The sequence below is a fragment of the Desertibaculum subflavum genome (assembly GCA_003576705.1).
GTDB classification, from domain to species: Bacteria; Pseudomonadota; Alphaproteobacteria; order Ferrovibrionales; family Ferrovibrionaceae; genus Desertibaculum; species Desertibaculum subflavum.
The window spans coordinates 1-13,337 of record QOZS01000002.1; the positions used below are offsets into that span (position 1 = coordinate 1).

Genomic DNA, 13,337 nt, shown 5'->3' on the forward strand with positions numbered 1-13,337 from the left:
TGCCCACGATGTTTCGCCCGATCGAGAAGCCGTCCGGCACGAAGGTGCCGGTCCGGTTTTCATCGTTCAGCATGTCGAGACGCGTCGCATAGGTGACGAACTCGGCCGACAGAGCGCTCTCGCCTTCGACGTTGAACACATTCCAATACGCGGCCTTCGCGGCCGTGCCCGACATCAGGACCAGTGCCAAGGTCAGCGGCAAAGTTCGGCTGCTGCGACGCCGCAATCCCCCTCGGGCTCTGTGCGCCGGATCCCGGAGATGTCTCCGCATGCTCCCACTCCCCCGCAAACAGACACAGACGAATTCATACAAGCAAGCATTACGCCAGATTTTTCTAGCGGGCCGAAGCAACAGGTTACCGCAATGCACCAAACCAAATTGTCAGTGAGATTTACACAAACGGGAATATCGATCTTCCCCGATTGCAGCGGTCTAAGGTCGGAGAAACTGGCCGGCGCTACCCAATTACATCCGCACGCCGAGCATCGGACGGTGCAGGAAACTCGCCCCGCATTTGACGCGGGCGGCCACCGGCCGGCCAGGGCAAAGTTCCCCCTGCACTCTAGAGGCGGTATCTCCGCTTCATTTCCGCCGCGACCTGCTTCTCAGGCAGCGACCTGCCGCCGGCGAACTGGATCTCGGCGACCTTGCCGCCCTTGCGGATGCGACGCACCGCCTCGCCGTGATTGGCATAGCCATTGGCGAGCGTGATGAGGGCGCGGTCGCGGCCGGTCACCGTCAACTCGGTCGCGTCCATGAACGGGTTGAAGAAACCGGGCCCGGCGACCAGCACCTTGTCGCCCATCGGCACCAGATCGGCGGCGCCCCACAGGCTCCACCACCGCCCGGCCCAGCTCCGCACCTTCGCGCTCGGTGCGCCGTGGCGCTTGAAGGTGCGCAGGATGTTGACGATCCCGTCGCCCCATTGATGCGCGAGACCGTCGGCCGCATTGGTCAGCACCGAGATCGAGAGCCCCTGCGCCGGCAACATCGAGGTGCGGGTGATATAGCCCTGGAAGCCGCCGCCATGGCCGAACCATTCCCAGTCGCCGACCCGACCATGGGTGATGCCGAGGCCGTAATAGCGTTCGAGCTCGGAATGCGGCGTGCGCCACTGCTTGCGGATCATCTCGCGCCGGCTCGCCGCCGAGATGACGCTGCCCTTCGCCGCAGGATCGAGCTGCGCATAGAAGCTCGCGAGATCGTGCGCGGTGGAGATGAAGCCGGTCGCGGCGGCGAGCGCGTTGGTCGGATTCTCGCCCGGGATCACGGCGCGGCGCCCGAGCAGGATCTTGCCGGAATGCCCGCGCGCGAACGGCACACGCCGTGACACAGGCCAATCCGGCACCGTCTCCGTAAGGCCCGAAGGCACCACGATCTCACGCTGGATCCACTTCGCGTAAGCCTCGCCGGTCACCGCCTCGATGACGAAGCCGATCAGGCCGTAGCCGTGATTCGAGTACTTGAACCTTGTGTTGGCATCGAGCACCGGCCTCTGGGCCAGCTCGGCGCGCAGCTCCCTGGCGTTCAGGAAGCCGCGCCGGTCCACCCACTGCCCGCTGTCATGCCCGTCGCGGATGAGGCCGGCGGAATGCGAGAGCAGCTGTGACAAGGTCGCCTTGGCGACCGCCGGATGCAGCCCTTTCACATGGCGCCCGACCGCATCGTCGAGACCGAGCCTGCCGGCCTCGCGCAGCTTCATGATGCCGGCGGCGGTGAAGCTCTTGGAATGCGAGGCGACGCGGAAGCGGTGCCGCGGCGTCAACTTGATCCCCTTGCCGAGATCGGCGGCGCCATAGGCCGCCTCGAAGACGATCCGGCCGCGCTCGGCGATGGCGACCACGCAGCCCGGCTGCTCCATCGCCCGCATCTGAAATTCCAGCCATTGCGGCACGTAATCGAGCGCCGCTCCCAGCCACCTCTCCACGGCCACTACTCCCGCTTGAGAAACGCGGCCCGCAAGGTGTCACGCTCCGCGGCGAAATCAAAGTCACCTCTCCGCTCCCTTCAGGGAGGGGAGAGGTCGGCGCGAAGCGCCGGGTGAGGTGAGGGCCGCGCCGCCCGCGCCGCGCTCTCTTCGGAGAGCGCAACCTCCCCACCTCTCCTTCCCTCTCCCCCCGCTTCGCGGACGGAGAGGCGGTGATCTGATCGGTGGCGTTAGAGATGTGTCTGGAGCCTATCCGCGCAGCTCCGCCTTCACCGCGCCGAGAATCTCGTCGCTCGTCTTCTCGTCGCCGACCGCGCGGGCGAGGATCAGCCCGCCGACCATCGCGGCATAGGTGGCGATGGCGCGGCTCCGCGCCGCGCGCCCGCCGCGCTTCGGCACGAAGCGGGCGAGAAAATCCTCAAGGCCGGCCGCGAAGATCCGCTGCATCGCCCGGTCTTCCCGCGCGAGTTCGCCACCGAGCGCGGCGACCGGGCAGCCGGTCGCGCGGTCCTGCACATGCCGGCGGCTGAGATAGCGGTCGATATAGGTGCCGGCATCGCCGACCCGGTCGAAGGCCTCCGCCGCGCGCGCCAAAGTCGTCGCCAGCACTTCGGCGCAGAGCGCCTCCTTGGAGGCGAAATGCGTGTAGAAGGCACCGTGCGTCAGGCCGGCCTCGCGCGTGATTTCGGCCACGCCCGCGCCGGCGAAACCCTTGTCGCGGAACAGCCGCCCTGCCGCCTCCAGCAGCGCCGCGCGGTGCTGCGCCGCCACGTCCTTGGAAACCTTCATCGCTCAAGCCCCGAAGTGCGCTTGACTCTATTCATGATGGATATCATAAATTCAATCGTGACGATCATCATGAAAAATCGGAGCGCCGCATGGCCCGCACGATCGATTTCTATTTCTCCTTCGTCAGTCCCTATAGCTACCTCGCCAACAGCCAGCTCCCGGCCATCGCGGCCAAGGCCGGCGCGACCATCGCCTATCGCCCGTTCCGCATCCTGGAGCTGATGCAGATGGTCGGAAACCGGCCGACCACGATCGAGTGCAAGGCCAAGGGCCGTTACTCCGGCAATGATCTCGCCCGCTGGTCGCGCCGCTACGGCGTGCCGGTGGTGCGCAACCCGCAGACCGCGAAGATCGACTGGGCCGAACTCGCCCGCGGCGCCCTGCTCGCCGCCGACCAGGGCAAAGCGCGGACCTATGTCGACGCCGTCTTCGCCGGCATGTGGGTCAGGCAGACCGACTTCACCAACCGTGCCGCCTATGCGGCGTTGCTGGATGAGGCCGGCTTCGACGGTGCGCGCTTCGTCGCGCAGCTCGGCGAGGGCGACCTCGCCTCCCGCCTCGATAAGGCGACGCAGGACGCGGCCGAGCGCGGCGTGTTCGGCGCGCCGACCTTCTTCGCCGGCGACGAGATGTTCTTCGGCAACGACCGCCTCGATTTCCTCGCCGAAACCCTCAAGGCCGCAGCTTAAGGAGACAGCGCATGACCCAACCCGTCGCCCTGATCACCGGGGTCGGCCCCGGCACCGGCTCGGCCCTCACCCGCCGTTTCGCTGCCGGCGGCTACCGCGTCGCCATGCTGGCCCGCAACCGGGAGCGGCTGGCCGCCTTGGAGCAGGAACTGCCGAGCGCCAAGGCCTTCGCCTGCGACGTCGCCGATCCGGCGGCGCTCAACGCGACGATCGACGCGGTCGAGCGTGAGCTCGGCACACCCTCCGTGCTGGTCCACAACGCGGTCGGCGCCACCTTCGGCAATTTCCTCGAGATCGACCCGGAGGCGCTGAACCGCAACTTCCAGGTCAACACGATGAGCCTGCTGCATCTCGCCCGCCGCCTCACGCCCGCGATGCTGAAGGCGGGAAGGGGCGCGATAGTCGTCACCGGCAACACCTCGGCCCTGCGCGGCCGGCCCGGCTTCGCCCTGTTCGCGCCGACCAAGGCGGCGCAGCGCATCCTGGCCGAGGCGCTGGCCCGCCAGCTCGGGCCGCAGGGCGTCCACGTCGCCTATATCGTGATCGACGCGGTGATCGACGTGCCGTGGACGCGCGAGCGCTACAAGGACAAGCCGGACGACTTCTTCATCAAGCCCGCTTCCATCGCCGACGAGGCCTTCCACGTCGCCCATCAGGACCGCAGCGCCTGGTCCTTCAATGTGGAGATCCGGCCGTTCGGCGAGGTGTGGTAAGGTATGTCATTCTGCGGACTGGACGCAGCGACGCGATTCGGCACGGGGCGGATGTGCTCACGCATCGTCGGCGCGAGTGCCCTCCCGCTCGAACGTGCATGGAACGTCAAAGACGCCTGCCTCTCAGGGCCGCCATCCCTGGAACAAGTACGCAAACAATGCGCTTCCGGCTGCACTTGAAATAATAGCAGTATTCCAAGCCGCGATTAGCGACAAAATCGATCGGCGATCTCGGGCCAGCGCAGCCTCTCTATGTTTCTCCCCATATTTGGACATTACAATGAAGCTTGGCTTTCTTTTATTGGCTGCGCTCTCAGTCCAAGCAGCAATTGCAATAGAAGCGAATACAGACAATATGATAAATATTCCTGATTTGAATAGGAAATTTGCCCATCCACCGCGGGCACTGTTTTCGATTAGAAACCGAATAGCATCTCGTACATCAAACTCTCTGTCGTCAATATAATTTCCAGCAGCGAGCATATTTCGTTCAATGAAATCCTCGGTCACCCACAGCGCCCCGCCGATGGCAATAGCCACAAATAGTAGGGCAGCCAAAAAAGCAAACTTGCCACTTCCTCGTCTAATAAATGAGCGCAACTTATTTTCGGAGTTTAGCAAGGTACCGATCTGATCAGCGAGAAGATTTTCTACATCTACACCCCAGCTACGGGCGGTGTGTGCAATTCGCAGAGCGACTATCCCACTGCCCATCGTTGTCGGGAAGGGAAAACCATCCCCGTCTGAGACAAAAAAATCGCCGCGATCAGGCCCGGCAAAGAAGTTCACGTCAATAGTCTGCTTTTCGGGATGTTTCCTGTCCGGGAAACTTACCAAGTATGCCAAAGATATCGACACTCCAATTACCATTATTGGCTTGGTCTCGCTATAACTCGAGAATTCTTTTACACTATTCAAAGTTATAGAAGAACCGTTGTTATAAGAAATGGTGAACGCGGTCGACACGATAGATGCTGTATTTTGCTCACGAACTCGATGATCTACTAGGTAAAAGAAATTTTCAATATCTTCTCTCTTCAAATCGAATTGACCTGAAAATGTGCGGCCGATAGTTTGAGGCTTTCCAAGTACACTTGATATGAATTCGGCAAAGCTGTCACGTTCGACAGATAAAACTATGCTGTCACGTGGCTGAATCGTTGGCTGCCTATTTCCCGATCCTTGTCCAGCTGTTTCCATGTGGCGCCCCTCCCCTTTAGGACGCTCCCCAAGGCAGGCAACGTCCTTTTCGATTATCTACCACGATTTGCAACCGAGGGGGACCTGTGACCAACGGCGCCGGACCCACGTCTTCATGGGGGAATGGACGGGGTGATCGACATGCCGTGGACGCGCCAGCGCTACAAGGACAAGCCGGACGACTTCTTCATCAAGCCCGCTTCCATCGCCGATGAGGCCTTCCACGTTGCCCACCAGGATCGCAGCGCCTGGTCGTTCAACGTAGAGATCCGGCCGTTCGGCGAGGTGTGGTAGCCGACGGAGGGAGGCTACCGCAACGCAGGCCAAGGATGCGGAGGCGGGTTGCCCAGGCTTACCGTCAAGGGACCACGCCACTCTCCTCGCCCCCTCGATATCATATTTTCTCTTGACACAATATTGTGTTAAATATAAAATCTGATCCCGAAAGTTGGCGAGCGAGGTTCTCTTGCGGCTCGTCGGAGCGTCCACTCCTGCTTGGTCGATGCCGCGCTCAGTGCCGCGCCGCCATCGCCGCCGCGGCAGCCTCGGTCGTCTTCTGCCGCTCGGCCAGAAGCCGCGCCATCATCTCGCGCGCCTTGGCGACGCGCTCCGCCCCCGCCTTCTCCGGCGAGCCGCAATCGAACGGCGCCTGCGGGTCGTATTCGAGGAAGAGCTGGATCATCTTCGCCGCTTCCTCGCCGGCCAGCTCGGCCGCGACCACGAAGCCGAAATCGATGCCGGCGGTGACGCCGCCGCCGGTGATGCGGTTGCGGTCGCGCACCACGCGCTCGGCCACCGGCTCGGCGCCGAACGGCCGCAGCATCTCGCGCCAGGCCCAGTGGCAGCCTGCCTTGTAGCCCTTGAGCAGGCCGGCCGCGGCCAGCACCAGCGAGCCGGTGCAGACCGAGGTGACATAGCGCGCACCCGCCGCCTGCTGGCGCAGAAAGCCGAGCGTCTCCTCGTCGTTCATCAGCGCCGCCTGGCCGGCGCCGCCCGGCACGCAGATGACGTCGAGCTTCGGGCACTCGGCAAACGTCGTGGTCGGCAGGATCGCGAAGCCGGCATCGGTCGGGATTGGGTCCTTGGTCTTCCAGATCATGTGCACCTTGGCGCCGGGCACGCGCGAGAGCACCTGGGCCGGGCCGGTGGCGTCGAGCTGGGTGACGTTCGGATAGAGCAGGATGCCGATATGGATGGTCGCGTCGCTCATGGGGGACCTCGAGGGCAGCAGGAAAGGCAGCCGCATCCTGCCCTTGCGGCACCTTGGCAGGAATGACAAGCTATTGCTGATTTCTGCCAGTTGGCGGAACCGACCGGAGGAACAAATGCGCCGCTCCTTCGTCATGTGCGCCTTGTCCCGGGGGCGACGGGGGAAGCGGAACAGATGCGCCGCGGAACCGGTGCGCCGCCGAGCCGCCGGACGGGAGGAACAGATGCGCCGCCCCCACGTCATGCGTGGGCTTGTCCCGCGCATCCACGCCTCGCCGCTGGCGCGGGCGGGTGGGCGTGGGTCCCCGGGACAAGCCCGGGGACGACGGGTGTGAGGGAACAGATGCGCCGCCGTACGGCATGACGATGGAGGAACAGATGCGCCGCGTGGTCTTCCTCACCTTCGACGGGGTGCAGATGCTGGACCTGACCGGGCCGGCCCAGGTCTTCGCCTCGGCCAACGACCTTGAGCCCGGCCGCTACGACATCCGCCTCGTCTCCAAGGCGGGCGGGCTGATCCGGACCTCGGCCGGGGTGCGGATCGCGACCGAGCCGCTCGCCGCGATCGAGGGCCAGCCGGTGCACACGATCATCCTGCCGGGCGGCGACGAAGGCGTGGCCGAGGTGCTGAACGACCCGGCGCTGATCGACTGGATCCGCGAGGTGGCGGGCCGCGCCAGCCGCGCCTGCACGGTCTGCTCCGGCACCTTCCTGCTGGCGGCGACCGGCCTCGCCGACGGCAGGCGCGTCGCCACCCATTGGCGCGCGGCACGGCTGCTGCAGCGGTCCTACCCGGCGCTACAGGTCGATCCGGAGGCGATCTATGTGGAGGACGGCAAGGTCTGGTCCTCGGCCGGCGTCACCACCGGCATCGACCTCGCGCTGGCTCTGGTCGAGCGCGACCACGACCGCGACACCGCGATGCGCATCGCCCGCCGCCTCGTCGTCTATATGCGCCGGCCGGGCCACCAGTCGCAGTTCTCGGCGACCTTGAAGGCACAGAGCGTGGCGGACGAGCGGCTGTCGCGTCTCGTCGCCTGGATGCGCGAGAACCTGGCCACGGATCTCGGCGTCGAGACGCTGGCCGACCGGGTGGCGATGTGCCCGCGCAGCTTCCACCGCGCCTTCACATCCGGCCTGGGCGACACCCCCGCCCGCTTCGTCGAGACCTTGCGCCTGGACGCGGCGCGTGAGCATCTCGCCAACCCGGCGCTGTCGGTCGAGCAGGTGGCGCATCTCGCCGGCTTCGGCCGGTCGGAGCGGCTGATCAAGAGCTTCCGCCGCCGTCTCGGGCTGACCCCCGCCGCTTACCGGAAATTGCACGAGGCAGCAGCGTGAGATGGGACATCTGGCCCGTGGCGGCGGGCCGGCCGCTCCGGTATAGACGGGCGACGAATTTCAGAAGCTCCTCGGGAGGGAGAACGCCGTGTCCGACGTCGTCGCCTATGAACTGAAGGGCCGCATCGCGGTCATCACCATCAACAACCCGCCGGTGAACGCGCTCAGCCACGGCGTGCGCAAGGGCATGCAGGATGCCTTCGCCAGGCTGAACAGCGATGCCGGCGCCGATGCCGCCGTGCTGGTCGGCGGCGGCCGCACCTTCATCGCCGGCGCGGATATCCGCGAATTCGGCAAGCCGATGCAGCCGCCCGGCCTGCACGAAGTTCTGGATGCGATGGAGGCCTCGAAGAAGCCGATCGTCGCCGCGATCCACGGCACCGCGCTCGGCGGCGGCCTGGAAGTCGCGCTGACCTGCCATTGGCGCGTCGCGGTGGCGAGCGCGCAGGTGGGCCTCCCTGAGGTCAAGCTCGGCCTGCTGCCCGGCGCCGGCGGCACCCAGCGCCTGCCACGCCTGGTCGGCCCGAAGATGGCGGCCGACCTGATCACGACCGGCAACTTCGCCGGCGCCAAGCAGGCGCTGGCCGCCGGCGTGGTGGACGAGATCGTGGGCGACCTGGTCGGCGGCGCCGTCGCCTTCGCCGAGAAGGTGGTCAAGGAGAAGCGGCCGCTACGCAAGGTGTCGGAGCTGACCGACAAGGTCAGCAACATCGACCCGAAATTCTTCCCGGAATACCGCGCGACCTTGTCGAAGAAGGTGCGCGGCTTCCTGGCGCCGATGCACTGCCTGGCCGCGGTCGAGGCCGCCTGCACGCTCCCCTTCGCCGAGGGCATGAAGCGCGAGCGGGCACTGTTCCAGGAGCTGCACGACCATCCGCAGCGCATGGCGCAGATCCACATCTTCTTCGCCGAGCGCGAAGCCGGGAAGATCCCCGATGTCGGCTCGGACGTGAAGCCGAAGGAGATCAAGTCGGCGGCGGTGATCGGCGCCGGCACCATGGGCGGCGGCATCGCCATGAACTTCGCCAATGTCGGCATCCCGGTGAAGATCCTGGAGCTGGAGCAGGCCCCGCTCGACAAGGGCCTCGGCGTGGTCAGGAAGAACTACGAGACCTCGGTCGCGCGCGGCTCGACCACGCAGGCGACGATCGACAAGGCGCTGTCCTTGATCTCCGGCACCACCAGCTATGACGAGATCGGCCAGGCCGACATCGTCGTCGAGGCGGTGTTCGAGAACATGGACATCAAGAAGCAGGTCTTCGCCAAGCTCGACCAGGTGATGAAGCCCGGCGCGATCCTCGCTTCGAACACCTCGACCTTGGACATCGACGCCATCGCCTCGGCGACCAAGCGGCCGGAAGCGGTGATCGGCACGCATTTCTTCTCGCCGGCCAACGTGATGAAGCTGCTCGAGAACGTGCGCGGCAAGGACAGCTCGAAGGAGACCATCGCCACGGTGATGGAGCTGGGGAAGAAGATCCGCAAGGTGCCGGTGCTGGCCGGCAATTGCTTCGGCTTCATCGGCAACCGCATGCTGCACGGCTATACCCGCGAGGCGGCCGAGCTGCTGCTCGAAGGCGCGATGCCGTGGGATGTCGACCGCGTGATCTACAATTTCGGCCTGCCGATGGGGCCGTTCGCCATGGGCGACCTCGCCGGCATCGATGTCGGCTGGCGCGTCCGCCAGGGCCGCGGCGGCCCGCCGGAGAAGCATTACCGCATCGCCGACCGGCTCTACGAGCTCGGCCGCTACGGCCAGAAGACCGGCGCCGGCTACTACAAGTACGAAGGCCGCAACGCGACGCCCGATCCGGTGGTGCAGAAGCTGGTCGAGGACACCTCGGCCGAGTTCGGCATCACCCGGCGCAAGATCGACGACGAGGAAATCCTCTATCGCTGCATGCTGCCGCTGGTGAATGTCGGCGCCCAGATCCTGGACGAGGGCATCGCCATCCGCTCCTCCGACATCGACGTCACCTATGTCTACGGCTACGGCTTCCCGTCCTATCGCGGCGGGCCGATGTTCTGGGCCGAGCAGATGGGCCTCGACAAGGTGCTGGCGATGATCCGCAAATACGAGCAGGAGCACGGCTCGCGCTGGAAGCCGGCGCCGCTACTGCAGCGGCTGGTCGATCAGAAGAAGGGCTGGGCGGCGGCGTCGAAGGCCGCCTGACCTACTCGGCCCTGATCACTCCGCCCTGAGGCCGTAGAGACCTGCATCGGCGAGCCGGTGCAGGATCTCGGCGGCGCGCGCGCCGTCGGCATGGATGAGGCTGAGCCGCTCGGGCTCGAATCTGCCTTCCTCCAGCTCGGCGCGGATGCCGGACGCGATCGCCGCGCGCGCGGCATAGCGCTGGCCGATCACCACCTGCTCGGCGAGCAGGATCACGCCGATCGCCACTGCCGCGATGCCGGTGACGCCGGCGATGTTGGTGCGCCGGAGCCGCACTTGCCGTACCGCGGCGACGATCAGGCTGGCATAGGCGAGCGTCGTCACCAGGCCGAACCGGCCGGAGGTCGCCGCCTCCAGGCCGAGCGGCGCCCAGGTGATGGCGATCAGCAGCGCGGTCAGCAGCGCCAGCGCGGCCAGCGCGCCGGAGAAGGCGCCGGAGCCGTCGACATGCCGGGCGCACAGGCCGAAGCCGGCGACGGCGGCGCAGAGCGCGATGGTCCACCAGCCCGCCACCTCGCCCGGCAGCGGCAGCACCTTGATCCAGGGCGAGCCGAACATCCAGGCGACGAAGCGGAGCACCGCGAGCGGGTCGGCGGTGAACGGCCCGCGCGGCGGCGACAGGATGAAATAGGCGGCGATGGCGAGCAGGCCGAGCACCGCCAGCAGCATGGCCGGCCACTCCGCGTCGCAGCGCCGCCACAGCACCAGCGCGGCGAGCGGCAGGACCAGCAGCCCGGGCGCCAGGGTCGCCGCCGCACCGAGGCCGAACAGCGCGGCGAACAGCGTCCGCAGCACATAGGCCTCGCGATGGCCGATCGAGGCGGCGAGGCCGATGCAACCGACCGCGCCCGCCGTCAGGATCAAGTGATCGGCGCCCGGCGCGATGACATAGGGCTCGAGCGTCGCCGCCCGGAACCAGACCAGCGCCAGCATGCCGGTCGCGCCGGCGGTGATCTCCCGATAGGGGTGCGCGGTGCGGTCGATCGCGGCGGCAAGGCCGATGAAGGCGACGATGGAGGCCAGCACCGCCATGACGCTGTGCAGCGCCGTCGAGCCGCCGAACCAGCGCAGGTCGACCAGCACCAGCAGCTTGACCGCGAGGTCCGGGCCGGCGCCGCGCATGTCGAGCAGCCAGGCGCGGGCCGGCAGGTCGAGCGCGCGGTCGACCATGTCGAGCAGGCCGAAGGCCGGCAGCGGGTAGTGCCCGGCCACCAGGAAATACAGGAACAGCGCCGCCTGAACGGTGCCGAGGACGGGAAGGAGCCGCGCGGTCAGATGCGTCGCCCCGCGCTTTCCCAATACCGCTCGCGGATCCGGCGCTTGAAGATCTTGCCGGAATCCTCGCGCGGCAGGTCGGTCTGGAACTCGATCAGCTTCGGCACCTTGTAATGCGCGATGCGGTCGCGCAGGAAGCGGCGCACCTCGTCGGCGGAGAGATCGGCGCCGCCCTGCGGCTCCACGACCGCGGCGACGTTCTCGCCCATCTCGCCGTCCGGCACGCCGAACACGGCGCAGTCCCTGACGCCGGGCATGGTGACCAGCACGGCCTCGATCTCGGCCGGGTAGATGTTCACCCCGCCCGAGATCACCATGTCCTTCTTGCGATCGCAGAGGTGTAGATAGCCGTCCCGGTCGAAATAGCCGACATCGCCCACGGTCACGAGCCCGTCGCGCTCGATCTCGGCCCGCGCCTCGTCCCGGCCGTGATAGGTGAAGTCGGCCACGTGGTCGGCGCGCATGTAGAGCTCGCCGATCTCGCCGGGCGGCAGCAGCTCGCCCTGCTCGCCATAGACCCGCACGGTCGCGCCTTCGAGGGGCCGGCCGACCGTGCCGGGATGGGCCAGCCATTCCGCGCTGTCGCAGAACACCACCGCGCCGGTCTCGGTCGCGCCGTAGTACTCGTGGATCACCGGCCCCCACCAGTCGATCATCGCCCGCTTCACCTCGACCGGACAGGGCGCCGCGGCATGCACGACATGTCGGAGCGAGGCGATGTCGTGGCGCGCCCTCACCTCCTCCGGCAGCTTGAGCAGGCGCACGAACATGGTCGGCACCATGTGGAGATGGGTGACCTGCTCCTGCTCGATCAGGCGCAGCAGCTCTTCGGCATCGAAGCGCGGCTGCAGGATGACGTCGCCGCCCGAGCGCGCCGCGGTGAGGGCATAGCCGTTCGGCGCCGAGTGATAGAGCGGGCCGGTCACCACCGTGCGCATCGACGGCTCGATGCCGAACACGGTCCGGTAGGCCGCGAGGTTCGCCGCCTGCTGCCCCGGCGTCATCGGCTCTCGCCGGACACCCTTCGGCCGCCCCGTGGTGCCCGAGGTGTAGATCTGGCTCTGCGGCGCAACCTTCGGGGGCTCGCGCCATGCTGCCTGGCTGTCGACCCATTCGTCCCAGTCGATGCGCTCCGGCGGCACGCGCGCCGACGCCGCGTCGATGCCATAGGCGGCACGCACGCCGAACGGCGTCTCCACCACCAGCACCGGCAGCTCGAACGGCACGTCGCCGACGATCTGCGGCAGCAGATCGGCATGCACGACCAGCGCCTTGGCCTGGCAGTCGCGCACGATGTAGCCGGCTTCGTCGCCCTTGTAGTGCCAGTTGATCGGCGCCGCATAGGCGCCGAGCTGGCCGGCCGCCATGGCGGCTTCGAAGAAGGCGATGTCGTTCCTGAGCATCAGCGCGACGCCGTCGCCGGCCTGCACGCCGAGCGAGGCGAGACCCGTCGTCGCCTGCGCGACGCGCTGGGCGAGCTCCTCGCCGGTCAGGCCGCGCTCACCATTGGCATGACGCACGCCCATCCGTCAGGCCCCGATCTTCTTCGCGAGGAAGTCGCGCGAACCCGGCCGTTCGTGCAGCAAGCCAGACCACTTGCGCAGTACCTTCTCCATTCGCGCCGGCGCCACGCCGAGCTGCACCATGGCGACGCCACCGTTGACCGATTCGGCGTAATCCGCAATCAAACCGTGTTGCAGGCGGAACCGGCTCATGCCGTCGATCAGCACCGGCTTGCCCTGGAATTCCGGCACCGTGGAGGTGAAGGACGAGAGCGACCAGGCGTAGCCAGTATCGCCATTGCAGACCGGATCGAAGAAACGCCAGCGATAGTCCGTCGCGTCGCGATGGAACATGTACTTGAGCATATGGGCGATTTCCGCCCGGCCCTTGTGGTCGCCGTAGATATAATCGTGATAGACGCCGTCGGGCGTAAAGCAGGCGGCGAACGTCTCGCCGTCACCGGCCTCCGCGGCGGCGGTCAGGCGCGTGAGCAGCGCGGCGAACTCGGCTTGGGTCACGG

The 13,337-nt window shown here is 66.6% G+C and carries 13 protein-coding genes; 5 read left to right on the top strand and 8 right to left on the bottom strand.

The window, feature by feature from the left end; all coding sequences use genetic code 11:
- The 3 genes from DT074_RS01270 to DT074_RS01280 all read right to left on the bottom strand — a co-directional run.
- On the bottom strand, nt 1–226 hold a 226-nt coding region (locus DT074_RS01270), incomplete at its 3' end, for a hypothetical protein (RefSeq protein WP_162914542.1).
- Nucleotides 227–563: 337 nt separating this feature from the next.
- Nucleotides 564–1,928, bottom strand: coding sequence for a serine hydrolase domain-containing protein (locus DT074_RS01275; RefSeq protein ID WP_119418145.1), 1,365 nt, complete (start codon nt 1,926–1,928; stop codon nt 564–566).
- Nucleotides 1,929–2,177: 249 nt separating this feature from the next.
- A complete protein-coding gene (locus DT074_RS01280) occupies nt 2,178–2,717 on the bottom strand; it encodes a TetR family transcriptional regulator (protein WP_119417989.1) in 540 nt (179 codons plus the stop codon).
- A gap of 89 nt (nt 2,718–2,806) precedes the next feature.
- Between DT074_RS01280 and DT074_RS01285 the strand changes: the two genes are divergently transcribed.
- Together DT074_RS01285 and DT074_RS01290 are read left to right on the top strand one after the other, a co-directional pair.
- Nucleotides 2,807–3,406 (top strand): 2-hydroxychromene-2-carboxylate isomerase, encoded by a 600-nt coding sequence (locus DT074_RS01285; RefSeq protein WP_119417990.1) that lies wholly within the window; start codon nt 2,807–2,809, stop codon nt 3,404–3,406.
- An 11-nt stretch (nt 3,407–3,417) separates the two neighbouring features.
- Nucleotides 3,418–4,119, top strand: a complete 702-nt coding sequence (locus DT074_RS01290) for an SDR family NAD(P)-dependent oxidoreductase (RefSeq protein ID WP_119417991.1) — start codon at nt 3,418–3,420, stop codon at nt 4,117–4,119.
- A 123-nt stretch (nt 4,120–4,242) separates the two neighbouring features.
- On the opposite strand, the gene DT074_RS27870 is transcribed toward DT074_RS01290, so the two are convergent.
- Nucleotides 4,243–5,319 carry a hypothetical protein gene (locus tag DT074_RS27870; protein WP_162914543.1) on the bottom strand — a complete coding sequence of 359 codons (1,077 nt, stop codon included), beginning with the start codon at nt 5,317–5,319 and terminating at the stop codon, nt 4,243–4,245.
- A 123-nt stretch (nt 5,320–5,442) separates the two neighbouring features.
- Here DT074_RS27870 and DT074_RS01295 point away from each other — a divergent pair, with 123 nt between their 5' ends.
- Nucleotides 5,443–5,613: a Rossmann-fold NAD(P)-binding domain-containing protein gene (locus DT074_RS01295; RefSeq protein WP_368744367.1), complete on the top strand. Its 171-nt coding sequence runs from the start codon at nt 5,443–5,445 to the stop codon at nt 5,611–5,613.
- A 217-nt stretch (nt 5,614–5,830) separates the two neighbouring features.
- On the opposite strand, the gene DT074_RS01300 is transcribed toward DT074_RS01295, so the two are convergent.
- The gene (locus tag DT074_RS01300; RefSeq protein WP_119417992.1) at nt 5,831–6,529 is read right to left on the bottom strand and encodes a DJ-1/PfpI family protein; all 699 of its coding nucleotides are present in this window, start codon (nt 6,527–6,529) and stop codon (nt 5,831–5,833) included.
- Nucleotides 6,530–6,906: 377 nt separating this feature from the next.
- Here DT074_RS01300 and DT074_RS01305 point away from each other — a divergent pair, with 377 nt between their 5' ends.
- Together DT074_RS01305 and DT074_RS01310 are read left to right on the top strand one after the other, a co-directional pair.
- Nucleotides 6,907–7,866 carry a GlxA family transcriptional regulator gene (locus DT074_RS01305; RefSeq protein ID WP_162914544.1) on the top strand — a complete coding sequence of 320 codons (960 nt, stop codon included), beginning with the start codon at nt 6,907–6,909 and terminating at the stop codon, nt 7,864–7,866.
- An 88-nt stretch (nt 7,867–7,954) separates the two neighbouring features.
- A complete protein-coding gene (locus DT074_RS01310; RefSeq protein ID WP_119417994.1) occupies nt 7,955–10,039 on the top strand; it encodes a 3-hydroxyacyl-CoA dehydrogenase NAD-binding domain-containing protein in 2,085 nt (694 codons plus the stop codon).
- A gap of 15 nt (nt 10,040–10,054) precedes the next feature.
- Here DT074_RS01310 and DT074_RS01315 read toward each other — a convergent pair whose 3' ends face one another.
- The 3 genes from DT074_RS01315 to DT074_RS01325 are packed head-to-tail and all read right to left on the bottom strand — an operon-like array spanning nt 10,055 to nt 13,335.
- Nucleotides 10,055–11,338, bottom strand: coding sequence for a hypothetical protein (locus DT074_RS01315; protein ID WP_119417995.1), 1,284 nt, complete (start codon nt 11,336–11,338; stop codon nt 10,055–10,057).
- Nucleotides 11,311–12,840: an acyl-CoA synthetase gene (locus DT074_RS01320; RefSeq protein WP_119417996.1), complete on the bottom strand. Its 1,530-nt coding sequence runs from the start codon at nt 12,838–12,840 to the stop codon at nt 11,311–11,313. The genes DT074_RS01315 and DT074_RS01320 overlap by 28 nt, the downstream gene beginning before the upstream one ends.
- Nucleotides 12,841–12,843: 3 nt before the next feature.
- Nucleotides 12,844–13,335 (bottom strand): nuclear transport factor 2 family protein, encoded by a 492-nt coding sequence (locus tag DT074_RS01325; protein ID WP_119417997.1) that lies wholly within the window; start codon nt 13,333–13,335, stop codon nt 12,844–12,846.
- Nucleotides 13,336–13,337 lie beyond the last annotated feature (2 nt).

What these genes read in the sequence shown, in the direction of transcription:
- DT074_RS01280 (WP_119417989.1), bottom strand. Translation starts at nt 2,717, where the DNA reads ATGAAGGTTTCCAAGGACGTGGCGGCGCAGCACCGCGCGGCGCTGCTG.
- DT074_RS01285 (WP_119417990.1), top strand. Translation starts at nt 2,807, where the DNA reads ATGGCCCGCACGATCGATTTCTATTTCTCCTTCGTCAGTCCCTATAGC.
- DT074_RS01290 (WP_119417991.1), top strand. Translation starts at nt 3,418, where the DNA reads ATGACCCAACCCGTCGCCCTGATCACCGGGGTCGGCCCCGGCACCGGC.
- DT074_RS27870 (WP_162914543.1), bottom strand. Translation starts at nt 5,319, where the DNA reads ATGGAAACAGCTGGACAAGGATCGGGAAATAGGCAGCCAACGATTCAG.
- DT074_RS01295 (WP_368744367.1), top strand. Translation starts at nt 5,443, where the DNA reads ATGGACGGGGTGATCGACATGCCGTGGACGCGCCAGCGCTACAAGGAC.
- DT074_RS01300 (WP_119417992.1), bottom strand. Translation starts at nt 6,529, where the DNA reads ATGAGCGACGCGACCATCCATATCGGCATCCTGCTCTATCCGAACGTC.
- DT074_RS01305 (WP_162914544.1), top strand. Translation starts at nt 6,907, where the DNA reads ATGCGCCGCGTGGTCTTCCTCACCTTCGACGGGGTGCAGATGCTGGAC.
- DT074_RS01320 (WP_119417996.1), bottom strand. Translation starts at nt 12,840, where the DNA reads ATGGGCGTGCGTCATGCCAATGGTGAGCGCGGCCTGACCGGCGAGGAG.